The sequence below is a fragment of the Tianweitania aestuarii genome (assembly GCF_018457165.1).
GTDB lineage: Bacteria > Pseudomonadota > Alphaproteobacteria > Rhizobiales > Rhizobiaceae > Tianweitania > Tianweitania aestuarii.
The window spans coordinates 335,058-350,699 of the sequence record NZ_JAFMNX010000003.1; the positions used below are offsets into that span (position 1 = coordinate 335,058).

Consider the following 15,642-nt stretch of genomic DNA (forward strand, 5'->3'; position numbering starts at 1 on the left):
TGGCGGCTCTCAATGCTGTTCGAGCCACCGGTCTTCAACCACAGGCTCGAACCCAAAAAAGCGCCGCTCGGCGCGATAAGAATGGAGTTGTAAGCAAAATGCCCAAGATGAAGACCAAGTCCGCTGCAAAAAAGCGGTTCAAGATCACGGCCACCGGCAAGGTGCTGGCAGCTGCTGCCGGCAAGCGTCACGGCATGATCAAGCGCTCCAACAAGTTCATTCGCGATGCCCGCGGCACGATGGTTCTTGCTGAACCGGACGGCAAGAAGGTCATCAAGAATTTCCTCCCGAACGGCCTTTAAGTCGTTCACTGGATCGCGTTTTAAGGAGATCATGACATGGCACGTGTCAAACGCGGCGTAACGTCCCACGCCAAGCACAAGAAGGTCCTCAAGCAGGCCCGCGGCTTCTACGGCCGTCGCAAGAACACCATCCGCATCGCCAAGCAGGCAGTCGAAAAGTCGCTGCAATATGCTTACCGCGATCGCAAGAACCGCAAGCGCAACTTCCGCGCTCTGTGGGTCCAGCGCATCAACGCCGCCGTTCGCGAGCATGGCCTGACCTATGGCCGCTTCATCGACGGTTTGAACAAGTCTGGCATCGAAATCGATCGCAAGATCCTGTCCGACATGGCGATCCATGAGCCGGTTGCCTTCGCTGCTTTGGTTGAAAAGGCCAAGGTGGCGCTGGAATACCTCAAGGACACCACGCCGGGTGCCTACGAGCGCGCAGTAGCCTAACTGCTAGCGCTTCCCAAGCACGTCTAAAAACTGATTTGGGAAACCCGCGCTGGCAGGGCTGGCGCGGGTTTTTCTTATGTCGAAACGCGACAGTGACCGTCGCAGCATGAGCCTGAGATGAGCAACGATCTGGAAAATCTCGAAAGCAGCGTTCTCGCTGATATCGAAGCCGCATCCGACGAAGCCGCGCTGGAAAATGTGCGGGTCGCAGCACTCGGCAAGAAGGGCTCTGTGTCGGAGCTGCTCAAGACGCTCGGCAAGATGTCGGCCGAAGAACGCCAGGTCCAGGGACCAGCGATCAACGGCCTGAAGACCCGCGTCACCGAAGCGCTGGCTGCCCGCAAGGCTTCACTGCGCCAGGTCGCCATTGCCGCCCGCCTTGCTTCCGAAAAGCTCGATGTGACATTGCCGGTGCGGTCATCCCCGGCAGAGCGTGGCCGCATCCATCCGATCAGCCAGGTCATCGACGAGATCGCCGCGATCTTCGGCGATCTCGGTTTCACCATCGCCGAAGGCCCGGATGTCGAAAGCGATTACTATAACTTCACCGCGCTGAACTTCCCCGAAGGTCATCCGGCGCGTGAAATGCACGACACCTTCTTCTTCCAGCCGGATGAAAAGGGCGAGCGCAAGCTGCTGCGCACCCACACCTCTCCCGTGCAGATCCGCACGATGGAGATGCAGAAGCCGCCCATCCGCATCGTTATTCCCGGCAAGACCTATCGCCAGGACAGCGACGCCACCCATTCGCCGATGTTTCATCAGGTCGAAGGTCTGGTGGTCGATAAATCCGCCAATATCGGCAACCTGAAATGGGTGCTGGAAGAGTTCTGCAAGGCCTTCTTCGAGGTGCCGTCGGTCACGATGCGCTTTCGCCCGAGCTTCTTTCCCTTCACCGAACCGTCGATGGAAGTCGACATCCAGTGCGATCGCTCGCGTCCGGGCGAAGTGCGCTTCGGCGAAGGCAATGACTGGATGGAGATCCTGGGCTGCGGCATGGTTCATCCCAATGTCCTGCGCGCCGGCGGTCTTGATCCCGATGAATATCAGGGCTTCGCCTGGGGTATGGGTATCGACCGCATCGCCATGCTGAAATACGGCATGCCCGATCTGCGCGCCTTTTTCGACGCAGATGTTCGCTGGCTGCAGCATTACGGCTTCCGCCCGCTCGACATGCCGACCTTGTTTGGCGGCTTGAGCTCTTAAGGAATTAAATTGGCTAAACCGCTTACCCACACCTTCACGCCGGAGGCTCTCAGGACGTTCGACAAGAAAAAGGTCGAGACGATCCGTGAAAACGCCCTGCGTCTGGGTGCCGACGATCTTGTTGAAATGTGCGACCTCGATCTGGCCGAGCGCAAACCGGTTGTCGCCAGCCGCTCCAGCACGCCGCGCGTGGCTGGCGGATCGACCCGCCGGCTCGCTTCGGACAGCACGGCGTCGCGCGCCAACATGTTTGTCAGCGGCTATCATGTCGTGAGCGAAAGCGAGCTTGGTATCGTCGATCTCGGCGACGGGCGCTTCTGGAGCCATGCCGTTGCGACCGGCGACGCGGATCCGGATCTGAGCGTCAATGGCGGTGCCTATCTGGCGCTGCACAAGAACAAGACGGTTGCGTCGCATCGCCAGGGCAAGATCATCGGCTTCCGCAAGGTGTCCGACGGCGATGGCGACGGCGTCGAATTCCTCGTGGATGCCGAGCCGAAAGCCCGCGCCTGGGTTGGTGCCGGTTCGGGTGAGATCGGTTTCAAGTGGAGCCAAATCCGGCGATGAGCCATCACACCGCGTCCTGCCGTTGTGGCGCGATCCGTTTCGAAGCCCACAGCGATCCCGTGTTTTCCGGTTATTGCCATTGCACGGACTGCCGGCGTGCCACGGGTTCGCCGGTTGCGGCTTTCGTCGGCTTCAACACGCAGGATTCGCGGTTCATCGGCAAGGCGCCGGCAACCTTTGGCAAGGCGCCGGTGACGCGGTCCTTCTGTGCCGATTGCGGCGCACCGATCGCTTATGCCGATGCGCGATTGCCTGATCGCGTCTTCATCATGCTTGGCGCGATGGACGCGCCCAACGATTATCCGCCGACCATGCACAGCTATGCCGGCAATGCCTTGTCATTCTTTCATCTCGACGACGATCTGCCTCGGCTGGAAGCGAACGCCGTACCGAGACCCTAAGGAGCGGTCATGAAACTCACTTTGTCCTGGTTGAAGGATCATCTCGAAACCGACGCGTCGCTCGAACAGATCGTCGAGCGCCTCACCGCGATCGGCCTCGAAGTCGAAAGCGTCGATGACAAGGCGGGCCTGCGCCCCTTCACCATCGCCAAAGTGCTGACGGCCGAACGTCATCCCGATGCCGACAAGCTGCAGGTTCTGTCGGTCGATATCGGTGGGGATCAGCCGCTGCAGGTCGTGTGCGGCGCGCCCAATGCGCGCGCTGGCATGATCGGCGTCCTGGGCGTGCCCGGCACCTATGTGCCCGGCCTCGATGTCACGCTATCGGTGGGCAACATTCGCGGCGTCGAAAGCCGCGGCATGATGTGCTCGGAGCGCGAGCTGGAACTGTCGGAAGAGCATAACGGCATCATCGAACTGCCTGGGGAGGCGCCGGTCGGCCAGTCCTTCGCCAGCTGGGCGCAGCTCGACGATCCCGTTATCGACATCAACCTGACGCCGAACCATCCAGATGCTACCGGCGTGCATGGCATTGCCAGGGATCTCGCGGCATCCGGCCTCGGCACGCTGAAGACACCGGTCGCCCCCGCTTTCGAAGCATCGGGTGAATGCCCGGTCGATGTCAGCCTCGAATTCGGCGACACGCCCTCGCTTTGCCCCGGCTTCGCGCTGCGTCTGGTGCGCGGCGTTTCCAACGGTCCGTCGCCCAAGTGGATGCAGCAGCGTTTGATGGCGATCGGCCTGCGCCCGATCAACGCGCTGGTCGACATCACCAATTACATGACTTTCGACCAGGGCCGGCCGCTGCATGTCTTCGATGCCGCCAAGGTGAAGGGCAACCTTTCCGTACGCCGCGCCCGGGAGGGCGAGACCGTGCTGGCGCTCGATGGCCGCGACTACACGCTCAATGGCGAGATCTGCGTCATCGCCGATGAAAACGGCGTGGAGTCCATTGCCGGCGTGATGGGCGGCGAGCATTCCGGCTGCGATGAAAACACCACCGACGTGTTGATCGAATCCGCTTTGTGGGAGCCGCTGAACATCGCCCGCACCGGCCGTTCGCTTGGGATCATCACCGATGCGCGCTATCGTTTCGAGCGCGGCGTCGATCCGGAAGGTATGGTGCCCGGCCTCGAACAGGCGACGCAGATGGTGCTCGATCTGTGCGGCGGCCAAGCCACCGAAAGCCGCGTCGTCGGCTACGCCGGCTACACGCCGAAGGTCATCACCTTCCCCGTGACCGAAGTGAAGCGCCTTACCGGCCTCGATGTGCCGGGCGAGCAGAGCCTCGAAATCCTCCAGCGTCTCGGTTTCACGATCAACGGCGCCGGTTATATCGTCGATGTCTCCGTGCCGTCCTGGCGTCCGGATGTGGATGGCAAGGCCGACCTGGTGGAAGAAGTCATGCGTATGGTGGGCGTCGACCAGATCGCTTCCACGCCGCTGGCAAGCCTCGACGCCGTCAACGGCCGTATCCTCACCACGCTCCAGATCCGCACCCGCAATGCGCGTCGCGCGCTGGCCGTGCGCGGCATGATGGAAGCGATCACCTGGTCGTTCATCCCGGAAGCGCAGGCCAAGGCATTCGGCGGCGGTTCAACCGGCTTGAAGCTCGCCAACCCGATCGCCGCCGACATGTCGGACATGCGCCCCTCGCTTCTGCCCGGCCTGATTGCGGCAGCCCAGCGCAATGCCGATCGCGGCATCGGTGATGTCGCCTTGTTCGAAGTGTCCGGCACGTACGAAGGCAATGCGCCGGATCAACAGCGCCGCGTGGCAGCCGGCATTCGCCGCGGCAGCGCAAACGTCGAAGGCTCCGGCCGTCACTGGTCGGGTGCCGCAAAAACGGTCGGCGTGTTTGACGCCAAGGCCGATGCCTTTGCCGCGCTCGAAGCCTGTGGCGCGCCCGTGGACAAGCTGCAGGTCGAGGCCGGCGGTCCATCCTGGTATCATCCTGGCCGCTCCGGCACGATCAAGCTCGGCCCCAAGGTCGTGCTCGGCACGTTTGGCGAGTTCCATCCCGAAACGCTCGACCTGCTCGACGCATCCGGCCCGCTTGCCGGTTTCGAGATCTTCGTGGACGCGATTCCCGAGCCCAAGCAGAAGGCGACGCGCACCAAGCCGAAGCTCGAACTCTCGCCCTTCCAGGCCGTGAAGCGCGATTTCGCCTTTGTGGTGGATCGTTCGGTGGAAGCCGGCTCGCTCACCAAGGCAGCGCTGGGCGCCGACAAGAAGCTGATCACGGGAGTGTCCGTGTTCGACATCTTCGAAGGCGCGGCATTGGGCGAAAACAAGAAGTCGGTGGCGATCGAAGTGGCGATCCAGCCCACCGACAAGACGCTCACGGAAGAAGACTTCGAGGCGCTCGCCGCCAAGATCGTTGCCAATGTGAGCAAGCAGACCGGCGGCGTTCTGCGCGGCTAAAAACTGGTTTGCGCTGCGTTTGATCCTATCTCCCGGCTGAAGGGCGCGTTTGCCCGCAGCCGGGAAGGGATCGAAAGATGGACATCAAGCGCAGCGGATCCGTGCCCTCCCGAAAAGGGCCGGAGGACTATTTCACGGGAACGGTGCGCCTCGATGCGCCCTTCACCGGCAGCGGTGGTTTAAACGGCGCCACCGTGAGTTTCGAGCCCGGCGCCCGCACGGCCTGGCACACCCATCCGCTTGGCCAAACGCTGCTTGTGGTGTCCGGCCTCGGCCGCGCCCAGCGTGAAGGCGGGCCGGTGGAAGAAATCCGCCCCGGTGACATCGTGTTCTTTGCGCCCGATGAGAAGCATTGGCACGGCGCAGCGCCCGATTGCGCCATGACCCATATCGCGATCGCCGAAGTGAAGGATGGCGTGTCGGTGTCCTGGCTGCACAAGGTCACCGACGACGACTATCTCGCTTCACCGGCCTGAACTCCGCAACCAACCCATTAACCCGAAGCAACAGGAAAACGGCACATGAAGCCTCACGTGATCTGCCTCATGGTGACGTCGATCGACGGCCGCCTCCATGCCAGCCGCTGGACGCAAAGCCCGGATGGCCAGAAGAGCGACTGGTCAGATGCGTTTGAAACGCTGCATGACAAACTAGGAGGCGACGCCTGGATCGTCGGGCGCGTCACCATGGCCGAGATGAGCAAGGCGCAGACGCATCCGCCGGCCAATGCCGGCCCCGTCGAGCGCCCGCATCACTTCGCCAAGCGCGATGCCAAGGCCTATGCGATCGCGCTTGATCAATCGGGCAAGCTGCATTTCAACAAGCCGGATGTCGGCGGCGATCACGTGGTGGTGCTGCTTGGGCGCGATGTGCCCGACAGCCATCTGGCGGAACTCACGGCGGACGGCGTGTCCTATATCGTGGCTGACGGGGACACGATCGATCTGAGTGCCGCACTCGATGTGCTCGGTCGCGAACTCGGCATTCGCCGCCTGCTTCTGGAAGGCGGCGCGAGCATCAACGGCTCGTTCCTTGCTGCCGGACTGGTAAACGAGATCAGCCTGCTGATTGCGCCGGCCGTCGACGGCAACCCGGAGCGGCAGGCCTTTGTGGATGCGGGGCCGGATGGTCTTGCCGGCAAGGTGAAGCTGTCGCTGACGTCGTGTGAGACGCTCGACCATGGCGTCGTGCATCTTCGCTACGCCGTCAGCTAGGCCGAAATCGCGCAGCGCTGCCCTTTGATCGTGTCAGAAAGATACAATCGCGGGCGAACACCGCCTTGCGCGTCAAAAATGCCCTTCTTATATACGCCGCAACGCCACGGTGACGGGTTCGTGATCGAGCCCTGACCGGGGAAATTCGTGTGACAGGGGCAGCAAAGGGAACGCCGTTTCCGGGTCCCATCGCTGTTCGCTAAATGGAGAGACAACATGGCTAAAGTCATTGGTATCGATCTGGGAACGACCAATTCCTGCGTCGCCGTCATGGACGGCAAGGATGCGAAGGTCATCGAAAACGCCGAAGGCGCGCGCACCACGCCGTCGATCGTCGCTTTTACCGATTCTGACGAGCGCCTCGTTGGCCAGCCGGCCAAGCGTCAGGCCGTCACCAATCCTGAAGACACCATCTTCGCAGTGAAGCGCCTCATCGGCCGCCGCTTCGATGATCCGGTGACCAAGAAGGACCAGGGCCTCGTTCCCTACAAGATCGTCAGCGGCGACAACGGCGATGCCTGGGTTCAGGCTGCCGGCAAGAAGCAGTCGCCGTCTCAGATCTCCGCGATGATCCTTCAGAAGATGAAGGAAACCGCTGAATCCTATCTCGGCGAAAAGGTCGAAAAGGCCGTCATCACCGTTCCCGCCTACTTCAACGACGCGCAGCGCCAGGCAACCAAGGATGCCGGCAAGATCGCGGGTCTCGAAGTTCTGCGCATCATCAACGAGCCGACCGCTGCTGCCTTGGCTTACGGCCTCGACAAGAAGGACGGCAAGACGATCGCCGTTTACGATCTTGGCGGCGGCACCTTCGATATCTCCGTGCTGGAAATCGGCGACGGCGTGTTTGAAGTGAAGTCCACCAACGGCGACACCTTCCTCGGTGGTGAGGATTTCGACCTGCGTCTGGTTGAATACCTCGCAAACGAGTTCAAGAAGGAACAGGGTATCGACCTGAAGAACGACAAGCTCGCTCTTCAGCGCCTGAAGGAAGCCGCTGAAAAGGCCAAGATCGAGTTGTCGTCGGCCCAGCAGACCGAGATCAACCTGCCCTTCATCACCGCAGACGCTTCGGGGCCGAAGCACCTGACGATGAAGCTCACCCGCGCCAAGTTCGAGCAGCTGGTGGACGATCTCGTGCAGCGCACGATCGAGCCCTGCAAGGCAGCGCTCAAGGATGCGTCGCTCAAGGCTGGCGAAATCGACGAAGTGGTTCTGGTCGGCGGCATGACCCGCATGCCCAAGATCCAGGAGATCGTGAAGCAGTTCTTCGGCAAGGAGCCGCACAAGGGCGTGAACCCGGATGAGGTCGTCGCACTTGGCGCCGCCATCCAGGCCGGCGTTCTTCAGGGCGACGTTAAGGACGTGCTGCTGCTCGACGTGACCCCGCTGTCGCTCGGCATCGAAACGTTGGGTGGCGTGTTCACCCGTCTGATCGACCGCAACACCACGATCCCGACCAAGAAGAGCCAGGTCTTCTCGACCGCCGAGGACAACCAGGGCGCCGTGACGATCCGGGTGTTCCAGGGCGAACGCGAGATGGCTGCCGACAACAAGGCGCTGGGCCAGTTCGATCTCGTCGGCATTCCGCCGGCACCGCGCGGCGTGCCGCAGATCGAGGTGACCTTCGACATCGACGCCAACGGCATCGTCAACGTGTCGGCCAAGGACAAGGGCACCGGCAAGGAGCACCAGATCCGCATTCAGGCTTCCGGCGGTTTGTCGGATGCCGACATCGAAAAGATGGTGAAAGACGCCGAGTCCAATGCCGAGGCCGACAAGAAGCGTCGTGCGGCGGTTGAAGCGAAGAACCAGGCCGAAGGTCTGATCCACTCGTCGGAGAAGTCGCTCGCCGAATATGGCGACAAGGTCTCCGAAGACGACCGCACCGCGATTGCCGATGCGATTGCCGCGCTGAAGACGTCCGTGGAAGGCGACGACGCCGAGGACATCAAGGCCAAGAGCAACACGCTGGCCGAAGTGTCGATGAAGCTTGGTCAGGCCATGTATGAGGCCAGCCAGTCGGAAGCCGCCGAAGCAGACGCGCAGGCTGATGCCCGCAAGTCCGGCGAAGACGTGGTGGATGCCGACTTCGAAGAGATCGACGAAGACGATCGCAAGAAGTCTGCATAAACAACGCGAGCTTCTTCAACGACTCACGTGAAACCGAAGCCCGGTGCCGCAAAGCACCGGGCTTTGTTCTAAAAGGATCCTCGGCACCGCCGGGTCGATCTCAAGAATAAAAATGCTGGGTCTGTTCAGGGCTGCTATGGCATAGCGGGCCGTGCTTCATGCGTTCACGCCGAAGCCGCTCCGGCAATTTCGCCCTCAGACACATCACTCCAAGGGTTCCGATAGCGCGATATGACCAAGGCCGATTACTACGACATGCTCGGTGTCCAGAAGGGCGCCGACGAAAAAGAGCTGAAGTCAGCCTTCCGCAAACTCGCGATGCAGTACCATCCCGACCGCAATCCGGGGAATGCCGAGGCTGAGCGCAAGTTCAAGGAAATCGGCGAAGCCTATGAGTGCTTGAAGGATCCGCAGAAGCGCGCGGCCTATGACCGCTTCGGCCATGCGGCGTTTGAAAACGGCATGGGCGGCGGTCGCGCTGGTGGTTTCGGCGCAGCGGGTGGCTTCTCCGACATCTTCGAAGACATATTCGGCGAGATGATGGGCGGCGGTCGCCAGCGTCGCTCGCCCAATGGCCGCGAGCGCGGCAGCGATCTGCGCTACAACATGGAAATCTCGCTTGGCGAAGCCTTCACCGGCAAGACCGCCGAGGTTCGCGTTCCATCTTCCATCACCTGCGACGAATGCGGCGGCAGCGGCGCCAAGCCCGGCACGCAGCCCGTCACCTGCTCGATGTGTTCCGGCACCGGTCGTGTGCGCGCAGCACAAGGCTTCTTCTCGGTTGAGCGCACCTGTCCGCAGTGTCAGGGCCGCGGCCAGACGATCAAGGATCCGTGCCCGAAATGCGCCGGGCAGGGCCGTCTCGTTGAAGAGCGCTCGCTTTCCGTCAACATTCCGGCCGGCATCGAGGATGGCACCCGCATCCGCCTTTCCGGTGAAGGGGAGGCCGGCATGCGCGGCGGTCCATCGGGCGACCTTTACATCTTCCTGTCGGTCAAGCCGCACGAGTTCTTCCAGCGCGACGGCGCCGACCTGTATTGCAAGGTGCCGATCTCGATGACCACCGCAGCGCTCGGCGGTCAGTTCGAAGTCACCACGCTGGATGGCACGCAGACCCGCGTGAAAGTGCCGGAAGGCACCCAGAACGGCCGTCAGTTCCGGTTGCGTTCCAAGGGCATGCCGGTACTGCGTCAGGCAACCGTTGGCGATCTCTATATCCAGGTCGACATCGAAACGCCGCAGAATCTCAGCCGTCGCCAGCGCGAATTGCTGGAAGAGTTCCAGCAGCTTTCTTCCAAGGAAAACTCGCCGGAATCATCAGGCTTCTTTTCCCGCATGAAGGACTTCTTCGAGTCCTTCGGCGAAAAGTAGGCGCTTTTCGGGTGCGGTCTGGCCCCAGGCGGGTCAGGCCGGTTGAAGCAAGGAGGGGCAGAGGATGTTGATCCCGCGTATCCTGGTTTTCGCCGGCTCGATCCGCACCGGTGCCTTCAGCGCCAAAACCGCCGACGTCGCCCAGCGCGAACTGGCGCTGGCCGGTGCCGAGGTCACGCGTATTTCGCTCGCCGATTACCCGCTGCCCCTGGTGGATGAAGATCTGGAGCGCGAGGGAGGCATCCCGCATCCGGCGCTTCAGCTCGGGCGACAGATCCTCGCCCATGACGGTCTCTTGATCGCCAGCCCCGAATATAATGCGTCCATTCCGCCGCTCCTGAAGAACGCGCTGGATTGGGTGAGCCGCATTCGCCGCGACAACGAGCTAGATGTCCGGCCCTTTGCCGACAAGGCGGTGGCGCTGTGTTCGGCGTCCGATAGCGCTTATGGCGGCATGCGCGGCCTTTATCATCTGCGCGACGTGTTGATGGCGGTGGGGGCCGAAGTCATCACGTCGCAATGCGCGATTGCCCATGCATCAACGGCGTTCAACGAGAACGGCGCTCTTGCCGATGAGCGCACGAGCAGGCACATGGAAACGACCTGCCGCATCCTTGTCGAGCGGGCCTCCCAACTGTCGAAGAGAGTGGAACCATGAAACAAGCACGCGACCGGCTGATCGTAGGGCTCGATGTGCCGGATCTGGCCACCGCGTCTGCCGTGGTGAGCGAACTCGGCGACACCGTGTCCTTCTACAAGATCGGCTATCAGCTGGCCTTTGCCGGCGGCCTCGATTTCGCGCGCGACCTGGTCAAGGACGGCAAGCAGGTCTTTCTCGACCTCAAGCTGCTCGATATCGACAACACCGTGGCCAAGGGCGTGGAAAGCGTGCTCGGCATCGGCGCGTCCATGCTGACCCTGCATGCCTATCCCAAGGCCATGCGTGCAGCCGTGGAAGCCGCTCGCGGCACCGATCTTTGCCTGCTCGGCGTCACCGTCCTCACCTCCATGGATGCCGAGGATCTGCGCGAAGCAGGCTATGATATCGATCCGCAAGCCCTGGTGCTGCGCCGCGCCGAACAAGCGCGCCAGGCCGGCATGGGCGGCATCGTATGTTCAGCCGCCGAAGCCGGGCATGTCCGCGACATCGTTGGACCCGATCTTGCGGTCGTCACCCCCGGCATTCGCCCCGTCGGTTTCGACCACGGCGACCAGAAGCGCGTCATGACGCCTTCTGATGCTCTGCGTTCCGGCGCCACCCATCTTGTAGTCGGCCGTCCGATCGTGAAAGCTGCGGACCGCAAGGCGGCAGCCCAAGCCGTCTTGAACGACATGCAAGCCTGAAGGAGGAGATCATGGCCAAAGGATACTGGATCGCGCGCGTGGATGTCCGCGATGCCGAACGCTACAAGGATTATGTTTCAACCGCCAAGCCGGCCTTCGAACGCTTCGGCGCAAAGTTCCTCGCCCGCGGCGGCGAAGTGACCGAACTCGAAGGCAGGGCGCGTGGACGCAACGTCGTCATCGAGTTCGAATCCGTGGATGTCGCGCGTCAGTGCTACGAGTCGCCCGAGTATCAGGCGGCCGCGGCGATCCGTCAGGAATGCGCCGACTCCGAATTGATCATTGTAGAGGGCGCGGCCGTTTAAACCGGGTGTTCTGCGTTGCGATGCAGCCGTTTTGTGCTCTCAGGCACGCCTATTGCAACGCAACATCGTCGGTCCTAGTTTAACCCGACGCCTTTCTCAGGCTCGGGTTGAGCCGTGCCGCGATCAGGAAACCCCATGTTCTATCAGTTCTATGCCATGCAGCGTGCGGCTCTCCAACCGTCGCGGGCCGTGGCCGAAGCTGTCCGCACGCTCTATACCGATCCGCTAAACCCTTTCAGCGAAACGGTTTTTGGCCGCACCATCGCCGCCAGCGCCGAGCTTTTCGAGCGCACCACCCGCCAATACGACAAACCTGCCTTCAACCTTCCGACCGCGAAAGTGGGCGATCAGGACGTTCCTGTTGTCGAAACGATCGTTTGGCAAAAACCCTTCTGCCTTTTGATCCATTTCGAGAGGGATCTGCCGGCGAAACGGGATCCTGATCCCAAGCTTCTGATCGTTGCGCCGATGTCGGGACACTACGCAACGCTTCTGCGCGGCACGGTAGAATCCATGATGAGCCACGCCGACGTCTATATCACCGACTGGACCGACGCGCGCATGGTGCCGCTCGCCGACGGCCAATTCGATCTCGACGACTATATCGACTATGTCATTGAAATGCTGCATGAACTTGGCCCCGACACCCACGTCATGGCGGTGTGTCAGCCGTCCGTTCCGGTGCTTGCGGCCGTGGCGATCATGGAGAAAAATGGCGATCCCTTTGCTCCGGCAAGCATGACGCTGATGGGCGGCCCGATCGACACGCGCCGCAATCCGACTGCCGTGAACAACCTTGCTGCCGAGCATGATCTCGAATGGTTTCGCAGCAACGTCATCATGCAGGTGCCGTTTCCCGAACCCGGCTTCAGCCGCGATGTCTATCCCGGCTTCCTGCAGCTCACCGGTTTCATGAGCATGAACCTTGATCGCCATATCGGCGCACACAAGGACTTCTTCATGAACCTTGTGAAGAACGACGGCGATCCCGCTGAAAAACACCGCGAGTTCTATGATGAGTATCTGGCCGTCATGGATCTGACGGCGGAGTTCTACCTGCAAACGGTGGAAACCGTCTTCATCGAACACAGCCTGCCCAAGGGCACGATGACCCATCGCGGCACCCTTGTTGACCCTTCAGCCATCCGCACCACCGCGCTTCTGACGATCGAAGGTGAGAACGATGATATATCAGGTCTCGGTCAAACAGAGGCCGCGCATGATCTTTGCACAAACCTGGCTGCGGAAAAGAAAAGCCACTACGTGCAGCCATCCGTCGGCCATTATGGCGTCTTCAACGGCTCGCGCTTTCGTTCCGAGATCGTGCCACGCATCGTCGAATTCATGCGCGCGCACGGCCAGAAATTGCCGAAAAAAGCCAAACCGCACGTGGTTCATAGCCAAAGCAGCTAGATCCTCGGATCAGGCTGCGCCTGGATATCTGAGCGTTTTCCGGGGACAGCGTGGCCGCTTTAACCAAAACATGAAGCTTCTTTGTCCGACGAATTGACTCTTCCTGGTAACTCCTCTTAATTTTTCCTTAACGAGGGGAACGGGGCGAGGGCACTATGAAGGTCACGCGCGGATGGACACAGGCGATGCTGTTTGCAGGCGCTCTTGTGGCCTCAGTGGTTTCTGTGTCGGCCGGGGGGCAGGCCAATGCAGCCGCAATGGACGTGGGCGGCATCACCTCGCAGCCCATCGGCCATTATGAGTTCTGCAAGCGCTATCCCGGCGAATGCGCCATTCGCAGCAGCAATGTGAAGCCGTTGGCGTTGACCGATGCTACCTTTGGCCTGATTGTTCGGGTCAACCTGACGGTTAACCGCAGCGTCGAGCCGGTCAGCGACAACGACCTTTATGGCCGGCAGGAATGGTGGGCCTATCCCAATGAAGGCGGCCAGCGCGGAGATTGCGAAGACTTTGCCTTGCAGAAGCGCCGTATCCTCATGCAGCGCGGCATTTCCTCCGCCAACCTGCTGATGACCGTTGTTCGCAAGCCTGACGGCGAAGGTCATGCCGTTTTGACGGTGCGCACCGATCACGGCGATTACATCCTCGATAATCTGAACGACCAGGTTCTGGCCTGGGAACAGACCGGCTACCGCTTCCTCAAGCGTCAGGCCGAGAACCACTCAGGACGCTGGAACAGCATCCGTGGTGGCAGCACGCCGCCGCTGGTGGGTGCGGTGCGCTCCACGACGAAATAAACGCGCTTGGGCAGGGCCTTGGGGGGAGCTGTGCTCGGCGCAGCTCCTCCTTTCGTATGCAAGGCGTCGTTCGCCGCTGCGTTCGATTCCGCAGCTACGCTGATGGGATAAGCAGAGCGGGTCTCTTTATCGGAGCTACCAAGGCCGCGCAGGATCAACCACGCGCTGCCGCTGTCTTCCTCACGCAGCGGCCTTCATCTGACCTTCTCCCGGCATGCGATAGGAAATCGCCTCCGCCAGATGAATGCGATTGACGGCATCCGATCCCTCGAGATCGGCCAGCGTGCGCGCGACCCGCAAAGCGCGGTGATAAGCGCGTGCCGAGAACTGCAGCTTCTCGCTGGCATCGCGCAGCAGCGACGTGCCGCGCGCATCCAGAGCCGCGATCGTATCGACGATGGAAGCCGCGCAATGCGCGTTGGTGGTGGTCGAACTCTGCCCGAGCGCGGCAAAGCGTGCCTGCTGGATCTCGCGGGCGCGGGCAACGCGCACCGCAACGTTGGCGCTCGTTTCCGCGCCTGCTGATGGGCGGATCAGATCGGCGGCAGACACGGCCGGCACGTTGATGCGCAGATCGATGCGGTCGAGCAAGGGCCCTGAAATGCGCGCCTGATAATCGCTCTGGCAGCGCGGCCCGCGCGCGCATTGGAAACCGGGCTCGCCGGCCATGCCGCATCGGCACGGGTTCATCGCGGCCACCAGCTGCACGCGGGCCGGATAGCTGACACGGTTGTTGGCCCGCGCAATAACGCATTCGCCGCTTTCCAGCGGCTGGCGCAGTGAATCCAGAACGGCCGGCGAGAATTCGGGAAACTCGTCGAGAAACAGGATGCCGTGATGCGCCATGGAAGCCTCCCCTGGCCGCACCCGCAAGCCGCCACCCACCATGGCCGCCATGGAGGCCGAATGATGGGGTGCCCGGAACGGTCGCCGATCCGTCAGCTGCCCATCGGCGAGCTCTCCCGCGATCGAGGCGATCATCGAAACTTCGAGGAGTTCGCGCGGAGACAAAGGCGGCAGGATCGAGGGAATACGCTGAGCCAGCATCGATTTGCCTGAACCGGGCGGTCCGACCATCAGGAGGTTGTGCCCGCCGGCTGCGGCGACTTCCAAGGCACGCTTGGCCGTTTCCTGGCCCTTGATGTCGGCCAGATCGAGCGTCGACAGCGCCGGCGGGCGGATGCGCGCTTCCGGGCGCGAAAGAAGCTGTGTTCCCCGGAAGTGGTTGGCGAGCGCAATGAGGCTGCGCGGCGCCAGGATCTCGATATCCGCGCCTGCCCAGGCCGCTTCGGGGCCGCAATGATGCGGGCAGATCAGCCCCTTGTTGTCGGCATGCGCGCCGATGGCGGCAGGCAAGGCGCCGGCCACAGGCGCGATCGTGCCATCAAGCGAAAGCTCGCCCAGAACCACGAAAGCATTCAGGGCTTCGGCGGGAATGGCGCCCAGGGCCGCCATGAGGCCGAGCGCGATCGGTAGATCGTAATGGCTGCCTTCTTTCGGTAGATCGGCCGGCGCCAGATTGATGGTGACCTTCTTTGGCGGCATCGACAGGCCGGATGCATGGAGCGCGGCCTGCACCCGCTCCCGGCTTTCGGCAACCGCCTTGTCGGGCAGGCCGACGATCTGCATGCCCATCTTGCCGGGCGCAATCATCACCTGCACATCCACGGGCACTGCTTCCACGCCCTGGAAGGCGACTGTCCTCACACGCGAAACCATGTGCCCCT

At 61.9% G+C, this 15,642-nt stretch carries 16 protein-coding genes; 15 read left to right on the plus strand and 1 reads right to left on the minus strand.

Annotated elements, in window-relative coordinates; genetic code table 11:
- The first annotated feature begins 98 nt into the window (after positions 1–98).
- From rpmI to JYU29_RS13525, 15 genes are all read left to right on the plus strand, one after another.
- Positions 99–302, plus strand: coding sequence for a 50S ribosomal protein L35 (gene rpmI, locus JYU29_RS13455; protein ID WP_055981974.1), 204 nt, complete (start codon positions 99–101; stop codon positions 300–302).
- 36 nt (positions 303–338) lie between these two features.
- Complete coding sequence (gene rplT / locus JYU29_RS13460) at positions 339–740, plus strand: 50S ribosomal protein L20 (protein WP_213985323.1); 402 nt, start codon at positions 339–341, stop codon at positions 738–740.
- A gap of 117 nt (positions 741–857) precedes the next feature.
- Positions 858–1,946 (plus strand): phenylalanine--tRNA ligase subunit alpha, encoded by a 1,089-nt coding sequence (gene pheS, locus JYU29_RS13465; RefSeq protein ID WP_213985324.1) that lies wholly within the window; start codon positions 858–860, stop codon positions 1,944–1,946.
- A 9-nt stretch (positions 1,947–1,955) separates the two neighbouring features.
- A complete protein-coding gene (locus tag JYU29_RS13470; protein WP_213985325.1) occupies positions 1,956–2,513 on the plus strand; it encodes a hypothetical protein in 558 nt (185 codons plus the stop codon).
- Entirely contained in the window at positions 2,510–2,914 is a 405-nt protein-coding gene (locus tag JYU29_RS13475) for a GFA family protein (protein ID WP_213985326.1), read from the plus strand. Before JYU29_RS13470 ends, JYU29_RS13475 begins: the two co-directional genes overlap by 4 nt.
- Before the next feature lie 9 nt (positions 2,915–2,923).
- Complete coding sequence (gene pheT / locus JYU29_RS13480) at positions 2,924–5,338, plus strand: phenylalanine--tRNA ligase subunit beta (protein WP_213985327.1); 2,415 nt, start codon at positions 2,924–2,926, stop codon at positions 5,336–5,338.
- A gap of 77 nt (positions 5,339–5,415) precedes the next feature.
- Complete coding sequence (locus tag JYU29_RS13485) at positions 5,416–5,814, plus strand: (R)-mandelonitrile lyase (RefSeq protein WP_213985328.1); 399 nt, start codon at positions 5,416–5,418, stop codon at positions 5,812–5,814.
- A gap of 45 nt (positions 5,815–5,859) precedes the next feature.
- Positions 5,860–6,552, plus strand: coding sequence for a RibD family protein (locus tag JYU29_RS13490; protein ID WP_213985329.1), 693 nt, complete (start codon positions 5,860–5,862; stop codon positions 6,550–6,552).
- 216 nt (positions 6,553–6,768) lie between these two features.
- Entirely contained in the window at positions 6,769–8,685 is a 1,917-nt protein-coding gene (gene dnaK / locus JYU29_RS13495; RefSeq protein ID WP_213985330.1) for a molecular chaperone DnaK, read from the plus strand.
- Positions 8,686–8,916: 231 nt separating this feature from the next.
- Positions 8,917–10,056 carry a molecular chaperone DnaJ gene (gene dnaJ, locus JYU29_RS13500; protein ID WP_213985331.1) on the plus strand — a complete coding sequence of 380 codons (1,140 nt, stop codon included), beginning with the start codon at positions 8,917–8,919 and terminating at the stop codon, positions 10,054–10,056.
- A gap of 64 nt (positions 10,057–10,120) precedes the next feature.
- On the plus strand, positions 10,121–10,714 hold the full coding sequence (locus JYU29_RS13505; RefSeq protein WP_213985332.1) for an NADPH-dependent FMN reductase: 594 nt from the start codon (positions 10,121–10,123) through the stop codon (positions 10,712–10,714).
- On the plus strand, positions 10,711–11,400 hold the full coding sequence (pyrF, locus tag JYU29_RS13510; protein ID WP_213985333.1) for an orotidine-5'-phosphate decarboxylase: 690 nt from the start codon (positions 10,711–10,713) through the stop codon (positions 11,398–11,400). Before JYU29_RS13505 ends, pyrF begins: the two co-directional genes overlap by 4 nt.
- A gap of 11 nt (positions 11,401–11,411) precedes the next feature.
- Positions 11,412–11,705: a DUF1330 domain-containing protein gene (locus JYU29_RS13515; RefSeq protein ID WP_213985334.1), complete on the plus strand. Its 294-nt coding sequence runs from the start codon at positions 11,412–11,414 to the stop codon at positions 11,703–11,705.
- Positions 11,706–11,840: 135 nt separating this feature from the next.
- Complete coding sequence (locus tag JYU29_RS13520; protein WP_213985335.1) at positions 11,841–13,118, plus strand: polyhydroxyalkanoate depolymerase; 1,278 nt, start codon at positions 11,841–11,843, stop codon at positions 13,116–13,118.
- Positions 13,119–13,273: 155 nt separating this feature from the next.
- Entirely contained in the window at positions 13,274–13,915 is a 642-nt protein-coding gene (locus JYU29_RS13525) for a transglutaminase-like cysteine peptidase (RefSeq protein WP_431192862.1), read from the plus strand.
- 180 nt (positions 13,916–14,095) lie between these two features.
- On the opposite strand, the gene JYU29_RS13530 is transcribed toward JYU29_RS13525, so the two are convergent.
- Positions 14,096–15,634, minus strand: coding sequence for a YifB family Mg chelatase-like AAA ATPase (locus tag JYU29_RS13530; protein WP_213985336.1), 1,539 nt, complete (start codon positions 15,632–15,634; stop codon positions 14,096–14,098).
- Positions 15,635–15,642: the final 8 nt, after the last annotated feature.

Bases quoted from the DNA above. Each gene is read 5' to 3' on its own strand.
- pyrF (WP_213985333.1), top strand. From the start codon at position 10,711: ATGAAACAAGCACGCGACCGGCTGATCGTAGGGCTCGATGTGCCGGAT.
- JYU29_RS13485 (WP_213985328.1), top strand. From the start codon at position 5,416: ATGGACATCAAGCGCAGCGGATCCGTGCCCTCCCGAAAAGGGCCGGAG.
- pheT (WP_213985327.1), top strand. From the start codon at position 2,924: ATGAAACTCACTTTGTCCTGGTTGAAGGATCATCTCGAAACCGACGCG.
- JYU29_RS13475 (WP_213985326.1), top strand. From the start codon at position 2,510: ATGAGCCATCACACCGCGTCCTGCCGTTGTGGCGCGATCCGTTTCGAA.
- JYU29_RS13520 (WP_213985335.1), top strand. From the start codon at position 11,841: ATGTTCTATCAGTTCTATGCCATGCAGCGTGCGGCTCTCCAACCGTCG.
- pheS (WP_213985324.1), top strand. From the start codon at position 858: ATGAGCAACGATCTGGAAAATCTCGAAAGCAGCGTTCTCGCTGATATC.
- JYU29_RS13505 (WP_213985332.1), top strand. From the start codon at position 10,121: ATGTTGATCCCGCGTATCCTGGTTTTCGCCGGCTCGATCCGCACCGGT.
- JYU29_RS13515 (WP_213985334.1), top strand. From the start codon at position 11,412: ATGGCCAAAGGATACTGGATCGCGCGCGTGGATGTCCGCGATGCCGAA.
- dnaK (WP_213985330.1), top strand. From the start codon at position 6,769: ATGGCTAAAGTCATTGGTATCGATCTGGGAACGACCAATTCCTGCGTC.
- JYU29_RS13525 (WP_431192862.1), top strand. From the start codon at position 13,274: ATGAAGGTCACGCGCGGATGGACACAGGCGATGCTGTTTGCAGGCGCT.
- JYU29_RS13490 (WP_213985329.1), top strand. From the start codon at position 5,860: ATGAAGCCTCACGTGATCTGCCTCATGGTGACGTCGATCGACGGCCGC.
- dnaJ (WP_213985331.1), top strand. From the start codon at position 8,917: ATGACCAAGGCCGATTACTACGACATGCTCGGTGTCCAGAAGGGCGCC.
- rplT (WP_213985323.1), top strand. From the start codon at position 339: ATGGCACGTGTCAAACGCGGCGTAACGTCCCACGCCAAGCACAAGAAG.
- JYU29_RS13530 (WP_213985336.1), bottom strand. From the start codon at position 15,634: ATGGTTTCGCGTGTGAGGACAGTCGCCTTCCAGGGCGTGGAAGCAGTG.
- rpmI (WP_055981974.1), top strand. From the start codon at position 99: ATGCCCAAGATGAAGACCAAGTCCGCTGCAAAAAAGCGGTTCAAGATC.